The organism is Campylobacter concisus, assembly GCF_002913715.1.
In the GTDB taxonomy this organism is placed as follows: Bacteria; Campylobacterota; Campylobacteria; order Campylobacterales; family Campylobacteraceae; genus Campylobacter_A; species Campylobacter_A concisus_AG.
On sequence record NZ_PPCE01000004.1, the window covers coordinates 202,537 to 223,297 of the forward strand.

Consider the following 20,761-nt stretch of genomic DNA (forward strand, 5'->3'; position numbering starts at 1 on the left):
ATGAGGATTAAAATTTTACTTTGTTTAGTAGTCGCAAGTATTGCATATGGCGCTAATCTAAATACGGCCAGCAAAAACGAGTTAATGGGGCTTGGGCTAAGTAAAGGTCAAGCGTTAAACATTATAAAATACAGAAAAGCCCATAAATTTAAAAGCATCGATGAGCTTGAAAAAGTCCAAGGTATTGGCTTTAACGATATGCAAAAAGTTAAAGAAAAACTTAGTATAAAAGAGAATGCGAAAGTCAAAAAAGCTGAAGCAAAAACTCCAAAGGCAAGAAAAAATAATCTTATTTTTTATTTAAATTTTCTAGCCATTTACATTTGAGTCCTATTATTATGGCTTTTTACAAAGGCTGAAAAGATGCTAAATATTAATAAATTTAAAAATATCAGTTTTTTAAAATTTCTGATTTTATTTACTGCTTACATATTTTTTATAAATTATATATTTTTATACAATGGCGTTTTTTCAGGCTTTCTACAAAATAATCAACTCTCTTTTTCCATATTCTTTTTTCTTATATTTGCAATTATCTTTATCTTGGTTTTCGCTAGTATTTTTTGTATTTTATTTTTGCCTTTTTCGCTAAAGCCAGTTGCGATTATTTTGATTTTAGCAAGTGGCATATCTGCTTACTTTATGCAAGCATATGGTGTTATTATAGATAAAGATATGTTATTAAACGTCCTACATACCGATACCAAAGAAGCTTTTAGTTACTTTAGCACAGGTTTAGTTTTTTGGATAATTTTTACAACCATCTTACCTTGCGTATATGTATTATTTGTAAAAATTAACTATGATAGTTTCAAAAATGAGCTTAAATTAAGAGCAAAAATTATCTCATTTTCTATAGTTGCGATAGCTATCATATTTTCATTAACGTCTAAAATTTTTATACCATTTTTTAGAGAGCATTCGAATTTAAGGACCGCATTGCTCCCATACTATCCCATCTACTCGGCTATAAAACTAGTAAAATCGATCACATAAAAACCACTACCTTTTACCTATGTAGCAGATGATGCGGTACTAGCTGATAATAAAAAGAAAATTTTAGTTTTGATAGTTGGCGAGACGCAAAGAAGCAGAAACTACTCACTAAATGGCTACGCCAAAAACGATACGAATAAATTTACTAAACAAAAAGGTGTGGTAAGTTTTACAAATTTCTACTCATGTGGAGCAGCCACAGAGACTAGCGTGCCTTGCTTATTTTCAGACTTAAAGCGAGAAAATTTTAGCAACCGCGAAGCTAAAGCTCGTGAAAATTTAGTTGATATCATCAACAAACTTGGAATAAAAACATACTTTTTTGGCAACAATAGCGGCGGCTGCAAGGGCGTTTGCGACAATCTTGATCAAAATCATACTTCAGATCATAGAGCAGAAGGCTTTGACGAAGTGATATTTAATGAAGCAAAAAAGGTCATCGAAGATGCAAATTCCACTACCCTTATCGTGCTACACCTGCAAGGCTCACACGGCTCTATCTACTACAAAGGCTACCCAAGCAAATTTAAAGAATTTACCCCAACGTGCGATACTGCCGAGCTAAACAAATGTACACCAGAAGAGATAGCAAACACCTACGACAACACCATTTTATATGAGGACTATCTACAAAGCGAGCTAATAAACGCTCTTGAAGCAAGAAAAGATAAATTTGAAGTTGCCATGTTCTTTTTCTCAGATCACGGAGATAGCCTAGGTGAAAACGGTATATATTTACATGGTCTGCCTTACTCCATCGCTCCAGATGAGCAAAAACACATCCCAGCCATCGTCTTTTCAAGCGATAGCGAACTTTTGAAAAGGCTAAAAACTAGGAGAGATGAAAGCCTTTCACATGATTTTATATTTAGCTCAGTTCTTGGATATTTTGGAATAAAAACTAAGGTCTATGAGCCAGAATTTGATATTTTTAGGTAGTTTAGAATATAAATTTTAAAAAGCCAGCCCAAGCAAAAGCTACAAGCTAGCGTAAAATTTAAAAGCTGATCTCTTTTATGTCAGCTACTTTTAGTATCTCACTATAAATTTGACCGATTATTGCGATGCGATTGTTTCGCACTTTCTCGTTTTCAACATTTATCATAACTTTGTCAAAAAACTCATCGATCTGTGGTTTTAATGCAAATAGCGCCTTTAGCCTTGGCTCATACGCTAGGCTCTTATCAACTGCATTAAATGCATCATTTAAGGCTTTTTCAGCATCTATCTCAAAGAGGCTCTCATCGACCTTGCTAAATTTATCATCTTTTATGATGTTTGCAAGGCGCTTAAATGTCGAGAAATTCTCTCTAAAATTTGGCTCACTTGAAATTTTAGCAAGCGCCTCTATCATCTTGGTTAGCTCCAAGATGTCCTTTTCGCCACTTTTTATGCACGCTTTTACGATAGAAACGTTTGCGTCAAAGAAGGTATAGAGCCTATCAAGGATGAAATTTATAAGCACTTCAACGTCAAATTTCTTATAATCTTTTGCGATATCTTCTAAAATTTCTTTTACGTTAAATTTCAAATTATGCGCCAAAACGATCTTTATCACGCCATTTGCCGCGCGCCTTAGAGCGTAAGGATCCTTGGTGCCACTTGGGATTTTGCCGATGCTAAAAAGTCCCATTAGCGTATCAAGCTTATTTGAAAGCGCCATGACCGAGCTAAAGACCTTACTTGGGCACTGCGCCTCCTCGCCATCTGGCAGATACTGCTCTTTTATGGCCAAAACGACGTCTTCATCCTCATTTTTTGCCTTTGCGTAGTAAGCGCCCATGATACCTTGAAGCTCGGTAAATTCATAAACCATCTGCGTTGTAAGATCAGCCTTGCTTAGCATCACAGCTCGCTCTAGCTTAGCCCTGTACTCGCCAGCTTCTTTTTTAAGTAGCTCGTCATAGTTGCTAGCAAGCTTTTTAGCCACTTTTAGCTCTCTAAGCTCTTTTTCGTAGATACTTCCAAGCTCTTTTAGATAAGTTATATTTTTTAGTTTTTCTGGGCCAAATTCGTGCGCTAGGTCGCTTTGCCAAAAGAACATCGCATCGCTTAGCCTTGCTCTTAGCACCTTTTCGTTACCTTTAATAATGAGTGAGTAATCTTGCGTTATGGCGTTACTAACGACTACAAAGCCATTTGCGAGCTTATTATCTTTAAAGACTGGAAAGTAGCGCTGATTTTCTTTCATAGAAGTGATGATGACCTCGCTTGGCACCTCCAAAAATTCCTCTTCAAACGAGCCAAGAAGTGCTGTCGGATACTCGGTGATCGCCACAACTTCAGCTAACAAGTCTTTATCGATTTCGATCTTTAGCCCGCTTTTTTGGCTGATCTTTTCAAACTCATCAAGGATTATTTTTTCTCTCTCGCCTGCTTCAAGCACGACACCACGGCTCTTTGAGCCTTCAAAATACTCTTTTATATTTGAAATTTTTATCTTGTCGTAGCTGATACTTCTGTGTGGATAGGTTGAATCACCACTCTCTACGCCAAATTTATTAAATTTTATGACTTCATTACCAAGTAAACACAAAAACGATCTTATCGGGCGGATAAACTCGAACTCTCCGTTGCCCCAGCGCATAGACTTGCCAAAGTTAAGACTCTTTAAAAACTCCTCAACCATCTCGCCCATTATCCTAGCAACCGGCTCGCCTTTTACCTCTTTTTCGTAGTAAAGCACCTCTTTGCCGTCTATCTCTTTAAATTTAAGCTCGCTCTCGCTTATGCCGCATTTATTTGCAAAGCTAAGTGCTGCCTTTGTAAAGACTCCGTCTTTTAGCGCAACTTGCTTTGGCGCACCGATAAAGCTAGCCACGCTGTCAGGCTGAGATTGTGGAAATTTCTCATGAAAAAAGACCAAACGACGCGGCGTATAATAAAATTTAAAAGGGCTTACAAGATTATATTTTTCAAGTACAGCCTGCCATTTAGCATTGATATTTGGCAGCTCCCTTAAAAACGGTATCGCTGGAAGCTCTTCAACTCCAATTTCTAATAATAACTCTTTCATATTTCACTCTTTTTATTAAAATTTTCTCTTTTTTCTCTTACCATTTTTCTTACTCTCTCCTTCTCTTGCGACTGCAAAATGACGCCTCTTATCATAAAAATAAGAAATAAAACAAACGCCGTAATCATAAAAATATCTAAAATTTGCACTCTCTACTCCACAACGATTTGGTTTTCTCTCTTGTAAATTTTAACTCTCGCGTTTTCAAAACTATACTCGCCATCTTTTAGCTTTTTCTTGCTATAAACCCTGATCTTACCGTATGGTGTATGTAGATAGCCCCTCTCTAGTCTGCCCGAAATTTTAGCAAAGACATCGCCACTTCTAGCTTCGCTTAATTGCGATGCATCTAATAAATTTTCGCTAATATCTTTTGTGCCATGCTCATTTATGATCTCATAAGAGCTGACTTCAAGCGCATCTTTATAAATTTTCATTCGCTTTACTAAAACATCTAGCTCTTCGCCTACAGTAACGCTATTTTTAGGATCATAAACATAAATTCCACGGTGATTTTTCGAGAAAATAAAGCCATGCTTATCTTTTAAGATAACAACCGCTTTTTCAATCACTGCTGGCACAGCTTCTGGATGATCAAAAAGCGTATCTACATCAGCCGTCTTATAGCTTTGTTCGCTTATTTTTTTATTGGCTTTATTTTCATCTTTTTTAAAAATTTTACTTACAAAGCCTTTTTTTACTGGGCTTGGATCAGTTGAAATTTTAAACTTTAACGCAAAGTGATCCGAGTAAAGGTCGCTCTTTGCAAAGCCTTTTTCATCGATTGCAAAGCTTGGTTTAAAGACTTCAAAACTGCCACTAACATAACTTAGATCGCCATTTTCCATAAAGCTGGGCGAAAGCAAAACATGATCGATCGCTCTTTTTTTGCCATGCACTGCGTGAGAATATCTATCTTTTGGCTCAAGCTCTTTATAAAGATCATAAAAATTTCTCGTTGCGATGATATCATTTAGGATGGATTTTTGTCCAAAGGGCGAGTTAAAATCACCCAAAATAATCGCGTTTTTCTCTTTACCCAGAGCCGTTCTTAACGTTTTTTCAGCCTTTTTTTGCATATTTATGCCATTTTTATAAGTTGGAAAGTGATTTACAAATATGCTAAATTTTTTACCTTCCGTCTCAAAAATAACCTTTAAAATATTTCTCGTCTTTACGTTTGGAACTTTAAAAATTTCACTGCCACTTGGCTGCAATTTTGAAATAAGCCCAAGCCCAACAGGCGAATTTTTCTCCTTTGTAAAACTAACAAATTTATACTCGCTATCACTTGCCAGAGCTTTTAAAACCTGCTCATTTTCGATCTCTTGAAGTGCGATAATGTCAGTATTTAATGCATTTATGACTTGTCTTGTTCTTTGTAGTTTTGAATCAGCTGCCTCACAGTCCCATTTTGATACGCCTACTTTAAAATCAAGATATTCACTACCATCATCTTTGCAATCAAATAAATTTTGTACATTATAAGTTGCGATGCTAATTTCACTCGCAAATGCCACTAAAATGGTAAAAACTAAAGCAAAAACTACTCTCAAATCTCACTCCTAAAGTCAAATTCAGTGATATTTTGCCTGATCGCCTCATACGCGATAATGCCAGCGCTCATAGCTAAATTTAAGCTCCTGCCCTCTTTTCCCATTGGTATGGTTATGGCATTTTTAAAATTTATATCCATAAATTCTCTTGGCAGCCCAGTACTCTCGCCACCAAAAAATATAAAATCTCCTGGCTTAAACTCGGCCTCGTAGTAAAGCCTATTTGTCTTTGTGGTAGCGAAGAAAAATCTATCCTTGTGGCTTAAGTTCGCTTCTAAAAATTCTTCCAAACTATCCCAAATTTTTGGATTTAAAATTTTCCAGTAGTCAAGCCCTGCTCGTCTAACAGCCTTTTCGCTCAGATCAAAGACCGTTGGCTTAACGATATGTAGCTTTAAATTTGCATTAACGCACATTCTACCGATAGCTCCAGTATTTTGCGGTATCTGAGGGTGGACTAGGACTATGTTAAACATAAGCTTTCTTTGCCTTAAAAAGTGTTATAAACTAGCCTATTTTAGCCAAAATGGGCTTTTAAGAGTTTTAAAGACTAATCTTTTCTAGGCCTATACTCGATTAGATATTTTGAAATTTCAAACTCTTGCCTACGTTTTATCTCTTTTGCGATCTCTTCGTTTTTAAAACCAGCTGATAAAATTTCTGCCACATCAACTTTCGCGTCAAATTTTACCTCATAAATTCCAAGCTTCTTGGCACGCTCTATCCGCTCTTTATTATAAGCTCCAAGCCATGATTTTATGGGCATATTTAGGGCAATTTGCATTAGCTCTTTATCGCTTGGTATATCCTTAAAATAAGGCTGCTTTAAGATAGAAAAGTAGCTCTTTGGTAGACGCATTTTCTCTAAAATTTCTTTTGCATTAGACTCAAAATTTCCAAAAAGTAGATATAAAAATAATCTCTCATCATCCACAAATTCTCTAGCACTCTTAAGATAGCTTAAAAACCCATCATCCATAGAAATTTGCATACCAAAAATTTCTTTAAAAAGCCCAAGCTTAAAAAGATAATAAGCTCCTTTTTCTAGATGCTTTGCTCGAAAAAATTTAATAAGCTCAGTATTTATCCTATCTCTGCTTAGATGCTCTAAACTAAGGCTTTTCATAAGAGCTAGCGTCTCATCAGCTATGCTAAAATCAAGCCTCGCACTAAACTGCACACCACGAAGCACCCTTAGTGGATCTTCTTTAAATTTTTCACTATCAATGTGCTTTAATGTCTTGTTTGCCAGATCTTGCTTTCCACCGTAAAAGTCTAAAATTTTTCCATTAAAGATATTCATCATCATGGCATTTATCGTAAAATCTCGCCTAAGACTCGCCATTTTGGGATCGTTAATATAGCTTACTGCAAAGTCTTTGTGTGAATTTCCAGTTTTGCTCTCGCTTCTTGGAAGCCCAATGTCGTAGTTTTTGTATTTGTAGATGAAGTAGCTTTTACCAACTCCGCTAGCGCCTATGCTAGCCATTAGCTCATTAAATTTAGTAGGCTCAATGTCATAAGCTTCGATGTCATAATCATAAATTTCTCGCCCCAAAAATGCATCTCTCACGCAGCCACCAACTAGATAGACACGTGAAGTAAATGGAGCAAATAGCGATCTAAAAAAGTCTAGCTCGCTATTTTTATAAATTTTATTTTTGATTTTTATCTCATTTTTTAAGCCGTCTAATGGCTTATTTTGAGAGATTTTGGAGTCTATTTTCGATATTTGCAAGGGTAAATTCTAAAAATTTTGTCGTTAGCTCAAGCCTTGAAGCGAGATTTTGCTCAGGAGTTTGTTTAAGCCCTTCAAAAAGTACTTCTATGCGTTCAGCAAGGTTTGTTAAGAAAATTTTCTCTTCGCTCACCTCTCTATTTTTTATTGGACTTACTGGCTCCTCTTTTACTTCAAACGCTTGCTCATTTTGTAAATTTGTCTCAACTTTTAGCTCGTTATTTAGTGCATTTTCATTAGTCTCTATAGCCAAAAGCTCTTTTTTTAAATTCTCACGCTCAAGCTCTTCTTGCTTTTTACTTTGCAATGCTTCTATTTTCTCAAGCTCGGCACTAACCTCACTGATTGCCATTCTAGCGATATCATCAAGCTTCATAATCTTATCAACCACCTTTTAAATTCATTTATCTCTTCATCACTTTTCATTCTGATAAAAAACTCTTTCATCTGCTCGTTTTTTATCGCTCGCTCTTTGCGAAGTCCGCTCAGACGGTTTATCGCGCTAAGGGCATCTTTGTTTGACGGATCTTGCTTTAAGATATTTTTATAAATTTCAAGTGCATCATCTTTTAGCCCCTGAGCTTCGTAGATCAGTGCTTCAGTGATTGTGTTTTTCATTTTTTGATAAATCCTGCGATAACATCGCCTATCTCGCTAGTTGAGCAAATTTCAACCGCATTAAAAGCAGCGATATCTTTTGTTCTATAGCCTTTTGCAAGTGCCTCTTTCACAGCATTTTCTATCGCATCTGCGGCTTCATTTTCACTAAATGCGTATCTTAGCATCATCGCTGCACTTAAAATTGTTGCGATTGGATTTGCTATGCCCTGCCCTGCGATGTCTGGAGCTGAGCCGTGTATTGGCTCATAAATTCCCACTTTGCCGCCCATGCTAGCGCTTGGCAAAAGTCCTATCGAGCCACAGATCATACTCGCCTCATCGCTTAAAATATCACCGAATAAATTTTCAGTAAGTATGACGTCAAAATTTGCTGGAGCTCTTACTAGCTGCATAGCTGCATTATCCACATACATAAAGCTAAGCTCTACTTCAGGGTAATTTTTAGCCACTTCGCTAGTCACCTCACGCCAAAGCTGACTTGTCTCAAGCACATTTGCCTTATCGACCATGCAGACCCTTTTTTTGCGAAGCATTGCTGTTTCAAAAGCGATCTTTGCGATGCGTTCGATCTCCATTTTAGAATAAACCATCGTATTAAACGCTCTATCTTCGCCTTTTTCACGTGGCTGCCCAAAATAAAGTCCGCCTGTTAGCTCACGAACCACGACAAAATCAACGCCTCTTAAAACCTCTGGCTTTAGCGTGCTAGCATCCACTAGCTCATCAAAAACAATGGCTGGGCGTAAATTCGCATAAGCTTCAAGCTCTTTTCTAATCTTTAAAAGCCCGCTCTCTGGTCTTAGATGTCTTGGCAAGCTATCCCACTTCTCGCCGCCGATCGCCCCAAAAAGCACAGCATCAGAGTTTAGAGCAGAGTTAAGCGTCTCATCTGGCAAAGGCACGCCAAATACATCATAAGCTGCACCGCCCATAAGCTTGTAGTCGTACTCAAATTTTATTCCAAACTCAGCGCTAACGACATCTAAAATTTTTATCGCCTCATCTATGATCTCAGGGCCGATGCCATCGCCTTTTATAACACAAATTTTATATTCTCTCATTATTTAATCCAACTTTACTTTTGCGTATTCTATAAGTCCGCCGGCGTTTAGAAGCTCTTGCATAAACGGCGGTATAGGGCTAAATTTATACTCTTTGCCGCTGGTTAGATTTGCGACCGCGCCGTTATCTACGTCTATTTTTAGCTCATCGCCCTCGTTTATCTCGTCCGTTTCTTTGATCTCGAGTATCAAAAGCCCCGTATTAAAGCTATTTCTATAAAAAATTCTCGCATAGCTTTTAGCTATCACCGCGCCTATACCGGCAGCTTTAAGCGCGATAGGAGCGTGCTCGCGAGAGCTACCGCAGCCGAAATTTTCGCCCGCTACGATAATGTCGCCCTTATCTATCTTGGAGCTAAAATTAGGATCGGCGTCCTCCATTATATGTTTTGCTAAGATATTTTCGTCGGAAGTATTTAAGTATCTGGCGGCGATAATTATATCGGTATCGATATTGTCGCCGAATTTCCAAACTTTATTCATCGTTTCGCCTTTTTTAAATTTTCGAGATTTTAGCCAAAAGTAGCTAAATAATTCATCAAACGGCGAATAAAATTTGCGGCCTAAACGGCTAAAGGGCAAGGCAAAGGGCGCTAAACGCCACTTTTTATTTTTTTAAATTTAAAGAACACCTGCCTAGGAATTTACACGCCGGGCAAAAACCCGTAACGCCGACGATAATCGGGATTAACCCGATTAACGCCCAGTAGCTCTCGTAAAAATACCAAACCGCTACCGTAAAAATCAGCCCCAGTACGACCCTAATAATTCTACTTTTTACGCTTACCATATTTTTTACCTTTTTTTAAAAATTTTATAAAGCGGGCAGTAACCGTAATATCCCGTTAAAAGCGGAATTAGCCCGACCGTCCACAACCAGCAGTCGCAAATAAATCCGAAAATAAAAAACCAAATCGCCGCTATAATCAAACGTATAGTTTTATCTAAAACGCTCATTTTATCTCCTTTAAGCTAAAGCTTTTAGCATTCCGTTCATAACCATAGGTTTAAATCCGTAAATTTTAACCAGCCAACTCATATAGCTCTCTCTAGTAGCGCCGAAGCACTCTAGCGTCGGAGCCGTTCCCTCCCAGTCAAACTCTACCATTATGGCCTTGCCGTATTTGGTGATAAAAGGGCAAGCCGTATATCCGGTAAATTTCTCGCTAGGTTCTCGTCCTTTTATCGTATCGGCTAAATTTTTAGCTAAGATCGGATACATTTTCCTAACGCTAGCCCCCGTTTTACCGGCTGCAAATCCGCAAATATCGCCGATACCGAATATATTTTTAAATTTTGTACTTTGCAGGCTGTATTTATCGACGGCTAGAAAATTTAGCTTGTCGCCCTCTTTGGTTAGGCCGGCGCGAGCTAAAATTTCGCTTCCTTTTTGCTTAGGCGGCAGGTGAAGCCAGTCGTATTTTACGTCGATTAGCTCAGACGCGATTTTATCTTCGCCGTTTTGTCTATATGCCGTCCAAAACTCGAAAGTAGCGGTATTTGAGCTTTTATCGACGGCTACGATTTGGTGGCGAAGATTAAATTTTATCTTTCTTTTTATCATTATTTGAGTCATCGCCGCGGCATAAGTCGGATCGCCGAAAAGTTTGCCGCCTCCGACGTAAAGATTAACGCTGCCTTTATCGCGATTGCCGGCCAACCTCAGCCTATCTTCGCTCATGCAAGTTACTTTTTTATTTGCGCCGCTGCATTTCATCGGGGTTTTTTGATCGCAAAATACCGCTGCACCGCCGTTTTGAGAGAATTTTTTCATCAACTCGTTGCTCTTTACAGCGCCTTGTAGAGTGTAGACGGAGGATATGTTACCGCTCGTATCGTTAATATCCTCTAAGCTCAGCCCCTTAACGGCTTCAAAGTCGTATTCCACGCCGCTTGCTACGATTAGATAATCATACCCTAGCTCGCTCCCGTCGTCTAAAACGAGCAGATTGGCTTCGGGCTTTATCTCCGATACGTTTTTGCGTATCCACTCGGTTCCTTGCGGGATATAATCCGCTTTTTCGTAAACGACGTCGCTAGCTTCGTAAATTCCGACGGCGATTAGCGTAAAGCCCGGCTGGTAGTAAAATTTCTCGTCTTTATCCACGAGAATTACCTTGGCGTTAGGCGTATCTCTTCTAAGTTTAGCCGCCAACGCGATACCGCTAAGTCCCGCGCCCATTATGACGATTTTAGAATTTATATCGTCGTTTTCGCCACCCGTTACCGAGCAACCGCTCATACTCGCGGCTAGTCCCGCGGCCCCCATTAGCTTTAAAGTGTCTCTTCTTTGCAGTCCTTTCATAAATTCTCCTTTTAAACGAGTTTATGAAATGCTACATAAAAAAGGCCGCTCTCTCCGTAACAAAGTTACCTTAAAACGAGAATTTTAAGAAACCAGCCTTATTTCGCCGCGGCTTTGCGTTATTTGCCCGCTTCTCTCAAGCTCTTTTAACACCCTAGATACCGCTTCTCTAGCGCTTCCTAGATGATTCGCCAGTTCTTCGTGAGTTATTTTTATAAAATTTTCGTTTAGATTTTCGATGCTTTGGGATAAAAAATTCATAATCCGCGCCGAAAGCGGCGAAAACAAAGCCTGCTCCATAACGTTTATCGTTCTGGCAAACCGATCGGCTACGATTTTTAGAGTAAAATTTAAAATGCTCGGATATTTTTCTTTAAGAGGTTTGTAAATTCGCGCTGGAATAACGATGATCTCGCTATCTTGCTCGATTTCGACGCTTACTTTATTTTCTAGCGAATTTATAGAACACGTATCGCACAACACGCAACTCTCGTCTTTAGTTAGCCTAAATATCGTTATTTCCTTTGAGTTAGACGATACGAACGCCCTTAAAACGCCTTTTAGTATAAGTATAAATCCGAAGCAATCGTTTCCGGAGTAAAATATATCGCCCTTTTTTACGGTTTTTAGATACGCGTTAGCAAAGATCGCATTTAGATCCTCGCTTGCTAGATCGAAATTATTCGTAAATCTCTCGCGCAAAATTTCTTTTAACTCTTCGCTTAGCATTTTGCCCTTTCGTGACTTCGTTACAAAAATTTAACCTTATTATAGGTAATATTGCATAAAAATTTAATACGAAAAGAAAAACAATGCACAACGTTAAGCAAAACGACTCGCAAAGCAAAATAAAATCGCTTCCGATTATGCTTTTTGCCGGTACTATGGGGCTTGGAGGGCTTTGCGCGGCCTATAAGAAACTAAGCGAAATATTTGATTTACCTAGCGAGATATTCTCGGCGCTTAGAGCGTTAGACTGCACGGTATTTTGCCTGCTTTCGGCGTTTTACCTCTTTAAGCTTTTAAAATTTAAAGAAGAAGTAAAGGCCGAATTTTCGCACCCTATAAAGATAAATTTTTTCGGCGGGTTTATCATCTCGCTTTTTCTTTTAGCTCTAGCCTACAAAGACGCGCCGCTACTATACTACTCGCTTTTTTACGCGGCTTTAGGCTTGCAAACGATTTTTACGCTTTACGTAATTTCTTTTTGGATTGACGAAAAATTCGATATCGCGACGCTAAACCCGGCATGGTTTATCCCCGTAGTGGGCAACTTGCTAATCCCGATCATAGCCGAAAAATCTCAAGCGATCTGGTATTATTTTAGTTTGGGGTTATTTTTCTGGATTATTTTATTCGCCGTTATATTTTATAGGTTAGTTTTTTGCGATAAGTTAGCCGACAAATTCGTCCCGACGCTAGTCATTACGCTAGCGCCGCCGGCTATGGCGTTTTTGGGATACGTAAAATTAACCGAGCAATTCGACGCTTTTGCGGCGATACTACTTAATATAAACGTATTTTTCGCGGCGCTTATACTTTTTTCGTATAAAAGATTTATTAAACTCAAATTCGCCCTATCGTGGTGGGCTTTTACCTTCCCGACGGCCGCTAGCTCCATAGCGTTTTTAAAAGCTTACGAAATTACGCAAAGCGATTTTTACTTAGTTTTAGGAGTCGGCGCTTTTGCGGTTCTAGTCGCTTCGATTTTGATAGTCGGATTTTTAACGGTTAAATCTATAATAAACGGCGAAATTTTTTCGGAAAAATAACCTTAGCTCAAAAATTTACTTTAGTAGTATTCGTAGCTGATTTCTAACTTTTTATATAGGCCGATTTCCGTTATGTCGCCGTTTTCGTAGTATTTGTCCGCTGGCTTAAATTTGACCGAGGTTTTATGCGTCAAATTTCCCCGCTCGTCCCTCATTATGTCTTTAAACTGCAAGATTTGCCCGATTTTTGCCTCGGAGCCGAAGTAATTTACCGACGTATACTCCATCTCGTCGCCGTTTGCGGCGTAGTAATAAACCCATTTTGAGTTTGGGGCTTGCGTGATTTTTTCGTATTCGCCGTTTGGCTTGCGCTCGAAGCTTATCTCTATGCCGTGGCGCAGCTCCATATTATTTTCTATCCGCGTTAAAACGCCCTTTTCGTCGTAGACGTAGCTATCGTCCGTCACTAGCGTCCCGCCCGAATACGCCGCCCGAGCGATCATTTTGCCGTCCTTGCCGTAGGTAATTTTCTCCGTGCGGGGATAAAATTTATCCTCTACGTGCTGTTCTTTGGCCGTCGCGACTAAATTTTCGCCGTCAAATTCGTATTCGTAGAGATAAACGGCGCTATCTTGATACTTTTTGCGCACTAGCCCGTCTTTGCCGTACTCAAACAAAACCGAGCCGTTCGGTACGCCGTTTATATGCTCGGTTTCTTGCACTATATAGCCGTTTTCGTTAAACTCCGTCCGCTTTACGCGCGTATTTTCTAGCGTCCCGGAGCCGTCCATTGAGTATTCGTACTCCGTAGCCGTCATGCTTTTTACCTCGCCTTTTAGCTCTCTTTTGCTCCAGTCGTTTTGCGGTAAAACGGCCGAGTTTAGATAACAAACTGCCGATGCCGCCGCTAAAATAGTTTTTAAAATTTTCATTTTTATCCTTTTTTAAACCAAGCAATCATAAATTATTTTAGATTGAATTTCGCCTAATTTAGCCCCAAAAGCGGCAATACCGGTAAAATCCTAGCTTTTACGAGTTTAAATCCGCGCTTAAAACCGACTTAAATTTTTAAGCAAATATGAGGCGAATTTTCATCTCCGGGTGGTTTATAAAATTTAAACCTAAGCTTCATTTGCCTTTTTAAAAATTTCTCTCATCTCTTCTTCACTCAGTGGCTCAACTAGCACATTTGCCGCATCAATGAATCGATATTTTTCTTTTGGTAAATTTTTCATAAAAGCGTTGTATTCGCATTCGCCAAGCACGTGCGCGTCCCTATCGTCTACGCCGACTACTAGCGTAAGTATCCAGCGCGAGACCTTGCGCTCTCCTAGAACTTCTTGCGCCTGCCATGACGGAGAGGGAGCGCAAGGCAAGATAGTCGGTAAATTTTCGCTAAGCGTATACGCGCCAAAAATTTCGTTGCCGTCTTTATCTTCGTATAAATTCTCTCTTGCGCTATAAGCGTCAAGATACTGCACCTGCCTCATCATCTCATCGAATTTAGCCGCAGGGCTAGAGCTTGCAAAAATTTCATCTATCATAACCGCATCAAACGCCACGTCGCGCTCCAGGCCAGAGATATAAAGCATTTGATTTTTCTCTTTTGCCTCCTTTAGAGCTTCGAGTCCCCACATTATGTCGGCTTCATAATCAAATTTTAAAATTTGCTCGCTATCGTAAATTTCTTCATTGTCGCGCTCTATTTTCGAGCCGGTTTTGGCTGAAATTTTAGAAAGAAACAAAATCGCCGTCTGCCAGTCGCCAACGCCGCTTGGAGTGCAGACTCGCACGATATATTTGCCGTCTTCGTAGCTTAGTTCAAAGCCGCGAGCGCTCTTTTGCCATACGCCTGCGATCATCACGTTTTCGTTTAGCGAAAGCTCGCTCGGCTCGTCGTTTTGACCATTAAAAAAGCAAAATCCCTCTATAAACTCTGAAATTTCACGCTCGCTTAACGCCTTTTCATATCCGCCGAAAAGCTTCTTTTTATTTTTTACCTTAAATGTTACGCTCATAAATTCTCTTTCGCCTACTCTAAAACGTCATTACTTGATCGCACTGCCTAACCCACTCGGACAAGATATCCATGCTGCCTTTCACCTCAGCCTCGAAATAAGGCTCTCCCGCATGCAAACCGCACCTCGTTTGGCAGCTACCGCAAACCTTTAACATAGCGCCGCTAGCGTAAAGCTCTTTTAACATCGCCACTAGATCTACGTCGTAGTTTTCCGGCTTTTTGGTGCTATTTCGCGCAAGATCGACCGCGTCGTTAATTAGAAAAATTCTAACCTCTTCGCCTTTTTCTTTTAGCGTTTTAGCTAGCCTTAATGCGTTGTAAGCATTATCGGTACCGTTGTATGGTTGATTTGTAAGTATAAATAGAAATTTTTTCATCCTTTTCTCCTTTTGCCAAAAATGTAGCGCAAACCGGGCAAATTTTAGCCAAGCTATATAAAAAGAGGCTAAATTTATCTAAAAAGTAAAAGTACGCCGATCGTACAGACGATAATGGCGGTGCAAATTTCAAGTAGCCTTAGGTGCGTTTGTAGAAATTTCTTTAGCATAGCTCCGCCAAGCGCATAGATATTTAGCGAACAAAACTCGATGAAAACGAGCGTTGCCGCGATCACGCACATACGAGTAAGGCTAAAGGGATCTTCTTTGTCCAAAAATGTAGGCAGTAAAGCCGAGAAAAATATCCATGCCTTTGGATTTGTGACGCAAACGATGAGGCCGTTTATAAACATCTGCTTTTTGCTTGGTAAATTTGAGACGTTTGTTACACTAAGCTCGCCCTTGCCAAAAAGAAGCATCGCGCCAAGATAGAGCATATAAAGCCCTGCGATGATGTTTAGCGCCTTAAATGCGTACTCAAAATGATGAAGCACCGCGCCCACGCCAAGCATACAGCAAAATGCCACGAAAGCAAGCGAAAGAAGCTGTCCGGTCATCATAATAAGCGAGTGCTTATAACCAAAGCTCATACCGATACTCATCGCATAGGTCATGTTGATGCCCGGCATTAGCGAGATAGGAGCAAGCGTGGCGAAAAAGAGTAAGAAGTCCATAAAAAGCCTTGAAATTTAGCTAACAAATATAAAAATTTAAGCTATAAATCAGATCCAGCGATCAAATTTATAGCTTAAATTTAAAAGGCGGACCAAGCCGCCTCTTTTTTAGTGAGTTAAGAAATACTCTTGAATTTTAGCTTTGTCGCTTGTTTTTGTAAGTGCAAGCATCAAAAGCACCCTGGCTTTTTGCGCGTTTAGGTTGTCGCTTGTTAAAAAGCCGTATTTTGAGTCGTCCACCTCGCCGTCCATAGTCGTCTCGCCACTTCCTACACGTGAGTCGCGAACTACCACTACGCCAGCTTTTGAAGCTTCACCAAGAGCCTCTAGCACGCTAAAGTAAGGGTTGCCGTTGCCTAGACCAGCGCTAACGATACCTTTTGCGCCGTTTTTAACAGCTATGTTTACAAAGTCAGGATTGTCATTTGCATGAGAGTAGATGATATCGACTCTTGGAAGCTCTTTTACGCCTTCTAGGTCAAATGCTGATTTTGCTGTGTGTTTTCTGATCGGATTCATATAGTATTTTACGTTACCATAAAAGACTGTTCCGATTTTGCCGCTATTTGGTGATTTAAATGTATCAACGCCTGTTGTGTTGGTCTTTGTCACCTCTCTACCGGCGTGAATTTCGTCATTCATAGTGACCACAACACCCTTGCCTACGCTATCTTTACTAATAGCTACGTTTACAGCGTTAAATAAATTTAGTGGACCGTCTGCGCTTAGTGAGCCGCTATTTCTCATCGCACCTACAAGCACGACTGGCTTGTCGCTTTTAACGACCAAATTTAGAAAGTACGCCGTCTCCTCCATAGTATCCGTTCCGTGAGTAACGACGATACCATCAGCTTTGCCGCTATTTAGAAGCTCGTTGATTCTATTTGCAAGCTTTAGCCAAACTTCGTTGTTCATATCCTGTGAGCCGATATTTGAAATTTGCTCGCCTTTTATGGTAGCGATCTTGTTGATGTCTGGCACGGCTGCGATTAGTTTATCGACCGTAACAGTTCCAGAAGTATAGCTCGAATCAAGCGATCCTGAGCCGCTTCCTGCTATCGTTCCACCAGTAGCTAGTATGTAGATGGTTGGCTTTGCAACCGCTAAAGTAGCACCTAAAATCATGAGTAACACCGCCTTAAAGATTAAACGCATTTTAGCTCCTTTACATTAAAATTTGCAAAGTCATTATAATGCCATTTATTTAAAAAAATTATTAACTTCCAAACTTTATATTTATTTAAAAAATTCTTATCAAAAACATATAAATTCCGGTTGAAATAACTACGCTAAGAAGGGTATTTTTAAATTTTAAATGCATCAAAATAGCCGTAAAAACCGCTACTATCTCGCTTAAACCGTAAGGAAATTCGCTAAATTTCGTATCTTTTAAGCCGTAGCAGACCAAAACGACCATTATCATCATACTCATATGCTTCTCAATGGCGTCTAAATAAGGGTTTGACTTATAGTTTCTTAATGCATAAAACGGTGTCGCCCTTGTGATGAAAGTAGCCAAGGCGCTTAAAAGCACAGCCACAAAAATCACCATCTCGCTTGAGCTTACACTTATCAAATTTTATCCTTAAACAAAAGCAAAAATACAAAACAAAGTGCCATTGAGCCAACAAGCACAAATTTAGCCGGAAATAGGCTCACTCCAAGCACGCCAAAAAATGTCGCCACAAAGAGCACGCGGTAGTTTTTATCATTTTTAAACATTTCAATCACAATAACTATAAAAAGTGCTGTCAAGCTAAACTCAAGCCCTTTTGTATCAGCCTTGATAAAATCACCAAGTATCGCTCCAAGCAGCGTCCCAGCCGCCCAGTAAGACCAAGAAAGGATATTTAGCCAAGTAAAGACAAAGCTTCGATCACTCGCCTCTTTTAGCTTTAAATTTTTAAATATGGCAAAGGTCTCATCTGTTAGCAAAGCGATGTTTAAAAGCCTAAATTTGATCCCACTATACTCTTTTAAAAGTGAAATTCCATAAAAAGTGTGGCGCAAATTTACTAGATAGCTCACGATAAAGACCTCAACGTAGCTCGTGCCAACGCTAAATAGCGAGAGCATCATAAACTGCGCTGCGCCGCCATAAGCTAATGTGCTAAGTGCCACAGCGATAAATGCGCTAACGCCCATACCTTTAGCCAGTATCCCAAATGCGACGCCAAGTGGGAAATAGCCCATAAAGATAGGAATAGATAGTTTAAAAACGTAGTTAAATGTCAAATTTTTACCTTCATAAAAAGCCGAAATGTTAGCAAAATTTGAAAAATTTAGAGTAAAAATGGAGCTAATTTTATAAAATAATAAAAATTTATGGAGCCAAAAGATGAAAAAAGTAATTTTAATTTTATTTTGTGTTCTATTTTCTTGGGGTAAAAATTTTGATGCCACTAAGCTTGAAAGTGAATGCGCTTTAAATAACGTAGAAAGCTGCACCGATCTTATATATATCTACCTTGACAAAAATGAGCGCGATAAAATGTCAGCTATGGCAAACAAGGCCTGTGAGCTAGGCAATCCACATAGCTGTCTATTTTTAGGAAATATATATCTACAAAAAGATGCTCTAGCGCAGGAAAAAGAAGAAGGGCTTAAGCTTTATAATAAAGCTTGCGAACTAAAAAATGCATTTGCTTGCTACACTCTTGCACTTATCTACGAAACCGGAGATGCTGGTATACCAAAAGATAAAAATAGAGCAAAAAACTACTATAAAAAAGCCTGCGAGCTTGATTTGAATGAAGCTTGCAGTAGCTTAAAAATTTTAATTAATTAAAAACTACTTTTATTCTTGCTCTTAAAAGCAGAAATTTTGGACGAAATATATCAAAGTGATAGCAGGATAAGAGAAAATTTTACAGGCAGTTACAAAGATGCCTTAAAAATTTATAATTTCGCCCAAATTAATGCGTCTGTTTTATCGAGTCCTTGCCTTTTGGCGTTTTGTTTAAAAAGCAAAATACCTCAAGCATGAAAGAAAGTAGTATAAGCCCAACAATAATTAGAGTCGCGTTCATACTACCTACCTTTTAAGCCCATTTACTATTTCAAGCATCGAATCACTCGTAGTTATAGCCTTTGAGTTTGCCTCGTATGCGCGCTGACCAGTTATAAGATCGGTCATCTCTTCAACTAGCTGAACGTTACTCATCTCAACAAACCCTTGTCTTATCGTACCAAGTCCATCAAGTCCTGCAACACCTACCACCACGTTACCGCTAGCGCTTGTTTCCAGGTAGTTGTTATCACCCATTGAGTGAAGGCCAGCTGGGTTTATGAAATTTGCTAGCTCAATCTGACCTATCTGAGCCATCTCTCTCTCACCTGCTTGGAGTACTGATACGGTGCCATCTGTGCCGATAGAAATTTGCGTCGCATTTGCAGGCACGGTGATCTGAGGGATTAGCTGATAGCCATCGCTATTTACGATAGTGCCGTTTGCATCAAGCTTAAATGCACCATTTCTAGTATAAGCCGTAGTGCCATCAGGCAGCTGAATCTGAAAAAATCCGTTGCCAGCTATTACCATATCTAGGTTGTTGCTGGTCTCTTTAAAATAGCCCTGAGAGAAAATTTTATTTATCGCCGTTGGGCGCACGCCAAGACCCACTTCGATACCAGTTGGGCTTGTGGTAGTCTGGCTTGTAGCCGTACCTGCGTACTCCATTACTTGATACATAAGATCGGCAAATTCAGCTCTATTTTTCTTGTATCCATAAGTATTTACGTTTGCGATGTTGTGTGAGGTTACGTCTATCTGCGTCTGCTGGGCTATCATACCAGTGGCTGCAGTGTAAAGTGATCTCATCATAGTTTTATCCTTTTATTAAGCTTTTAGGGCTAGTTTTTGAACAGCATCTTGGTTAAGATCATTCATGTGGCTTGTCATAACCTTTTGATACATATCAACTAAGCGCTGGGTTTCTATTAGACCAACCATTTCTAAAACTGGATTTACATTTGACATCTGAGCATAACCTTGCATCACGCTATCAGCTTCTTCAAGCTCTGTGATGTCGTCAAAATTTCTACTCTCAAAGAGATTATCTCCAACCTTTTTAAGATCTCTTATCTCTCTTGGCTGAGCTATAAAAAATTTAGAAAATTGATTGTTATTTGAGTATAAATTTCCATTTTTATCGGCAGTTAGCACCTCACCTTGTGGCACTTGGATACCTCTTTGGCCAGGATTTTGTGCCTCGTAGCCGCTTGGCAAAACTTTATAGCCCTCTTTTGTGACGATATAGCCGTCGCCATCAAGGCTAAAAGAGCCGTTTTTGCTAAGCTTTACACCATTTGGGGTATCAACTAAGAAAAACGCGTCATCTCTTTTTATCGCAAAGTCAAGCGTGTTTGAGCTGTATTTAAAGCCTCCAGCGCTAAAGTCGGTGTACTCTTCGCTCACTTGTGGTACGCGGTCAAGCGTTCTATTTAAAAATTTAGCTCCATCTTTTGTGTGATTTTTAAGAGGAAGCTCATCTTGCGTCTCTTTAAAAATTCTCGCAAAGTCACCGATAACTACATCATTTCGCTTATAGCCGATCGTATTTACATTTGCAAGGTTATTTGAGATCACATTTAATCTGTTAAACTGCGTTACCATGCCAGCAGTAGCTTGATAATAACCATTTTGCATACAATTTCCTAAAAATCATTATTGTCACGATTTTTAA

Annotated in this window: 27 protein-coding genes; 5 read left to right on the forward strand and 22 right to left on the reverse strand. The window is 39.3% G+C overall.

The window, feature by feature from the left end; genetic code table 11:
* From CYO92_RS02060 to CYO92_RS09465, 3 genes are all read left to right on the forward strand, one after another.
* On the forward strand, window positions 1-327 hold the full coding sequence (locus tag CYO92_RS02060) for a ComEA family DNA-binding protein (RefSeq protein WP_103589519.1): 327 nt from the start codon (window positions 1-3) through the stop codon (window positions 325-327).
* 36 nt (window positions 328-363) lie between these two features.
* Window positions 364-996 carry a phosphoethanolamine transferase domain-containing protein gene (locus tag CYO92_RS09460; RefSeq protein ID WP_223315354.1) on the forward strand — a complete coding sequence of 211 codons (633 nt, stop codon included), beginning with the start codon at window positions 364-366 and terminating at the stop codon, window positions 994-996.
* Between the two features lie 69 nt (window positions 997-1,065).
* Window positions 1,066-1,935, forward strand: a complete 870-nt coding sequence (locus CYO92_RS09465; RefSeq protein ID WP_223315353.1) for a phosphoethanolamine transferase — start codon at window positions 1,066-1,068, stop codon at window positions 1,933-1,935.
* Window positions 1,936-1,993: 58 nt separating this feature from the next.
* Here CYO92_RS09465 and glyS read toward each other — a convergent pair whose 3' ends face one another.
* The 13 genes from glyS to CYO92_RS02125 all read right to left on the reverse strand — a co-directional run bounded on the left by glyS (window position 1,994) and on the right by CYO92_RS02125 (window position 12,022).
* On the reverse strand, window positions 1,994-4,012 hold the full coding sequence (gene glyS, locus CYO92_RS02070; RefSeq protein WP_103589520.1) for a glycine--tRNA ligase subunit beta: 2,019 nt from the start codon (window positions 4,010-4,012) through the stop codon (window positions 1,994-1,996).
* Window positions 4,009-4,140, reverse strand: coding sequence for a hypothetical protein (locus CYO92_RS09470; protein ID WP_258033816.1), 132 nt, complete (start codon window positions 4,138-4,140; stop codon window positions 4,009-4,011). The genes glyS and CYO92_RS09470 overlap by 4 nt, the downstream gene beginning before the upstream one ends.
* Before the next feature lie 24 nt (window positions 4,141-4,164).
* Window positions 4,165-5,568, reverse strand: coding sequence for an endonuclease/exonuclease/phosphatase family protein (locus CYO92_RS02075; RefSeq protein ID WP_103589521.1), 1,404 nt, complete (start codon window positions 5,566-5,568; stop codon window positions 4,165-4,167).
* Entirely contained in the window at window positions 5,565-6,044 is a 480-nt protein-coding gene (locus tag CYO92_RS02080; RefSeq protein WP_085658320.1) for a tRNA (cytidine(34)-2'-O)-methyltransferase, read from the reverse strand. The genes CYO92_RS02075 and CYO92_RS02080 overlap by 4 nt, the downstream gene beginning before the upstream one ends.
* A gap of 74 nt (window positions 6,045-6,118) precedes the next feature.
* Window positions 6,119-7,306: a CCA tRNA nucleotidyltransferase gene (locus CYO92_RS02085; RefSeq protein WP_103589522.1), complete on the reverse strand. Its 1,188-nt coding sequence runs from the start codon at window positions 7,304-7,306 to the stop codon at window positions 6,119-6,121.
* Window positions 7,266-7,682, reverse strand: coding sequence for a CiaD-like domain-containing protein (locus tag CYO92_RS02090; protein WP_103589523.1), 417 nt, complete (start codon window positions 7,680-7,682; stop codon window positions 7,266-7,268). The genes CYO92_RS02085 and CYO92_RS02090 overlap by 41 nt, the downstream gene beginning before the upstream one ends.
* A complete protein-coding gene (locus CYO92_RS02095; RefSeq protein ID WP_021089560.1) occupies window positions 7,679-7,924 on the reverse strand; it encodes a hypothetical protein in 246 nt (81 codons plus the stop codon). The genes CYO92_RS02090 and CYO92_RS02095 overlap by 4 nt, the downstream gene beginning before the upstream one ends.
* Entirely contained in the window at window positions 7,921-8,988 is a 1,068-nt protein-coding gene (gene leuB / locus CYO92_RS02100) for a 3-isopropylmalate dehydrogenase (protein WP_103589524.1), read from the reverse strand. The genes CYO92_RS02095 and leuB overlap by 4 nt, the downstream gene beginning before the upstream one ends.
* A 3-nt stretch (window positions 8,989-8,991) precedes the next feature.
* A complete protein-coding gene (locus CYO92_RS02105) occupies window positions 8,992-9,471 on the reverse strand; it encodes a 3-isopropylmalate dehydratase small subunit (RefSeq protein WP_087580646.1) in 480 nt (159 codons plus the stop codon).
* A gap of 124 nt (window positions 9,472-9,595) precedes the next feature.
* Complete coding sequence (locus CYO92_RS02110; protein ID WP_072594653.1) at window positions 9,596-9,778, reverse strand: YgaP family membrane protein; 183 nt, start codon at window positions 9,776-9,778, stop codon at window positions 9,596-9,598.
* Between the two features lie 5 nt (window positions 9,779-9,783).
* Window positions 9,784-9,945 carry a YgaP family membrane protein gene (locus CYO92_RS02115; RefSeq protein WP_021091464.1) on the reverse strand — a complete coding sequence of 54 codons (162 nt, stop codon included), beginning with the start codon at window positions 9,943-9,945 and terminating at the stop codon, window positions 9,784-9,786.
* A gap of 10 nt (window positions 9,946-9,955) precedes the next feature.
* The gene (locus CYO92_RS02120; protein ID WP_103589525.1) at window positions 9,956-11,293 is read right to left on the reverse strand and encodes an NAD(P)/FAD-dependent oxidoreductase; all 1,338 of its coding nucleotides are present in this window, start codon (window positions 11,291-11,293) and stop codon (window positions 9,956-9,958) included.
* Between the two features lie 84 nt (window positions 11,294-11,377).
* Complete coding sequence (locus CYO92_RS02125; protein WP_103589526.1) at window positions 11,378-12,022, reverse strand: Crp/Fnr family transcriptional regulator; 645 nt, start codon at window positions 12,020-12,022, stop codon at window positions 11,378-11,380.
* A gap of 83 nt (window positions 12,023-12,105) precedes the next feature.
* Between CYO92_RS02125 and CYO92_RS02130 the strand changes: the two genes are divergently transcribed.
* The gene (locus CYO92_RS02130) at window positions 12,106-13,065 is read left to right on the forward strand and encodes an SLAC1 anion channel family protein (protein ID WP_103589527.1); all 960 of its coding nucleotides are present in this window, start codon (window positions 12,106-12,108) and stop codon (window positions 13,063-13,065) included.
* A 20-nt stretch (window positions 13,066-13,085) separates the two neighbouring features.
* Here CYO92_RS02130 and CYO92_RS02135 read toward each other — a convergent pair whose 3' ends face one another.
* The 7 genes from CYO92_RS02135 to CYO92_RS02165 all read right to left on the reverse strand — a co-directional run bounded on the left by CYO92_RS02135 (window position 13,086) and on the right by CYO92_RS02165 (window position 18,311).
* Window positions 13,086-13,937: a hypothetical protein gene (locus CYO92_RS02135; RefSeq protein WP_103589528.1), complete on the reverse strand. Its 852-nt coding sequence runs from the start codon at window positions 13,935-13,937 to the stop codon at window positions 13,086-13,088.
* 189 nt (window positions 13,938-14,126) lie between these two features.
* Entirely contained in the window at window positions 14,127-15,023 is an 897-nt protein-coding gene (locus CYO92_RS02140) for a DUF4299 family protein (RefSeq protein WP_103589529.1), read from the reverse strand.
* A gap of 19 nt (window positions 15,024-15,042) precedes the next feature.
* Complete coding sequence (locus CYO92_RS02145; RefSeq protein WP_103589530.1) at window positions 15,043-15,402, reverse strand: DsrE/DsrF/TusD sulfur relay family protein; 360 nt, start codon at window positions 15,400-15,402, stop codon at window positions 15,043-15,045.
* Between the two features lie 74 nt (window positions 15,403-15,476).
* On the reverse strand, window positions 15,477-16,076 hold the full coding sequence (locus CYO92_RS02150) for a LysE family translocator (protein ID WP_103589531.1): 600 nt from the start codon (window positions 16,074-16,076) through the stop codon (window positions 15,477-15,479).
* A 108-nt stretch (window positions 16,077-16,184) separates the two neighbouring features.
* On the reverse strand, window positions 16,185-17,231 hold the full coding sequence (locus tag CYO92_RS02155; RefSeq protein ID WP_103589532.1) for a type II asparaginase: 1,047 nt from the start codon (window positions 17,229-17,231) through the stop codon (window positions 16,185-16,187).
* A gap of 85 nt (window positions 17,232-17,316) precedes the next feature.
* Window positions 17,317-17,652 (reverse strand): branched-chain amino acid transporter permease, encoded by a 336-nt coding sequence (locus CYO92_RS02160; protein ID WP_103589533.1) that lies wholly within the window; start codon window positions 17,650-17,652, stop codon window positions 17,317-17,319.
* Complete coding sequence (locus CYO92_RS02165) at window positions 17,649-18,311, reverse strand: AzlC family ABC transporter permease (protein WP_103589591.1); 663 nt, start codon at window positions 18,309-18,311, stop codon at window positions 17,649-17,651. Before CYO92_RS02165 ends, CYO92_RS02160 begins: the two co-directional genes overlap by 4 nt.
* Before the next feature lie 103 nt (window positions 18,312-18,414).
* On the opposite strand from CYO92_RS02165, the gene CYO92_RS02170 reads away from it, so the two are divergent.
* Window positions 18,415-18,864: a tetratricopeptide repeat protein gene (locus CYO92_RS02170; RefSeq protein WP_103589534.1), complete on the forward strand. Its 450-nt coding sequence runs from the start codon at window positions 18,415-18,417 to the stop codon at window positions 18,862-18,864.
* 246 nt (window positions 18,865-19,110) lie between these two features.
* Here CYO92_RS02170 and flgG read toward each other — a convergent pair whose 3' ends face one another.
* Complete coding sequence (gene flgG, locus CYO92_RS02180) at window positions 19,111-19,899, reverse strand: flagellar basal-body rod protein FlgG (protein WP_021091447.1); 789 nt, start codon at window positions 19,897-19,899, stop codon at window positions 19,111-19,113.
* 15 nt (window positions 19,900-19,914) lie between these two features.
* Window positions 19,915-20,724, reverse strand: coding sequence for a flagellar hook-basal body protein (locus tag CYO92_RS02185; RefSeq protein WP_103589535.1), 810 nt, complete (start codon window positions 20,722-20,724; stop codon window positions 19,915-19,917).
* Between the last annotated feature and the right edge of the window lie 37 nt (window positions 20,725-20,761).

Coding starts and splice junctions, on each gene's coding strand:
- CYO92_RS02060 (WP_103589519.1), top strand. CDS start 1: ATGAGGATTAAAATTTTACTTTGTTTAGTAGTCGCAAGTATTGCATAT.
- CYO92_RS09460 (WP_223315354.1), top strand. CDS start 364: ATGCTAAATATTAATAAATTTAAAAATATCAGTTTTTTAAAATTTCTG.
- glyS (WP_103589520.1), bottom strand. CDS start 4,012: ATGAAAGAGTTATTATTAGAAATTGGAGTTGAAGAGCTTCCAGCGATA.
- CYO92_RS09470 (WP_258033816.1), bottom strand. CDS start 4,140: ATGATTACGGCGTTTGTTTTATTTCTTATTTTTATGATAAGAGGCGTC.
- CYO92_RS02080 (WP_085658320.1), bottom strand. CDS start 6,044: ATGTTTAACATAGTCCTAGTCCACCCTCAGATACCGCAAAATACTGGA.
- CYO92_RS02090 (WP_103589523.1), bottom strand. CDS start 7,682: ATGAAGCTTGATGATATCGCTAGAATGGCAATCAGTGAGGTTAGTGCC.
- CYO92_RS02095 (WP_021089560.1), bottom strand. CDS start 7,924: ATGAAAAACACAATCACTGAAGCACTGATCTACGAAGCTCAGGGGCTA.
- leuB (WP_103589524.1), bottom strand. CDS start 8,988: ATGAGAGAATATAAAATTTGTGTTATAAAAGGCGATGGCATCGGCCCT.
- CYO92_RS02105 (WP_087580646.1), bottom strand. CDS start 9,471: ATGAATAAAGTTTGGAAATTCGGCGACAATATCGATACCGATATAATT.
- CYO92_RS02110 (WP_072594653.1), bottom strand. CDS start 9,778: ATGGTAAGCGTAAAAAGTAGAATTATTAGGGTCGTACTGGGGCTGATT.
- CYO92_RS02115 (WP_021091464.1), bottom strand. CDS start 9,945: ATGAGCGTTTTAGATAAAACTATACGTTTGATTATAGCGGCGATTTGG.
- CYO92_RS02120 (WP_103589525.1), bottom strand. CDS start 11,293: ATGAAAGGACTGCAAAGAAGAGACACTTTAAAGCTAATGGGGGCCGCG.
- CYO92_RS02125 (WP_103589526.1), bottom strand. CDS start 12,022: ATGCTAAGCGAAGAGTTAAAAGAAATTTTGCGCGAGAGATTTACGAAT.
- CYO92_RS02130 (WP_103589527.1), top strand. CDS start 12,106: ATGCACAACGTTAAGCAAAACGACTCGCAAAGCAAAATAAAATCGCTT.
- CYO92_RS02135 (WP_103589528.1), bottom strand. CDS start 13,937: ATGAAAATTTTAAAAACTATTTTAGCGGCGGCATCGGCAGTTTGTTAT.
- CYO92_RS02140 (WP_103589529.1), bottom strand. CDS start 15,023: ATGAGCGTAACATTTAAGGTAAAAAATAAAAAGAAGCTTTTCGGCGGA.
- CYO92_RS02145 (WP_103589530.1), bottom strand. CDS start 15,402: ATGAAAAAATTTCTATTTATACTTACAAATCAACCATACAACGGTACC.
- CYO92_RS02150 (WP_103589531.1), bottom strand. CDS start 16,076: ATGGACTTCTTACTCTTTTTCGCCACGCTTGCTCCTATCTCGCTAATG.
- CYO92_RS02155 (WP_103589532.1), bottom strand. CDS start 17,231: ATGCGTTTAATCTTTAAGGCGGTGTTACTCATGATTTTAGGTGCTACT.
- CYO92_RS02170 (WP_103589534.1), top strand. CDS start 18,415: ATGAAAAAAGTAATTTTAATTTTATTTTGTGTTCTATTTTCTTGGGGT.
- flgG (WP_021091447.1), bottom strand. CDS start 19,899: ATGATGAGATCACTTTACACTGCAGCCACTGGTATGATAGCCCAGCAG.
- CYO92_RS02185 (WP_103589535.1), bottom strand. CDS start 20,724: ATGCAAAATGGTTATTATCAAGCTACTGCTGGCATGGTAACGCAGTTT.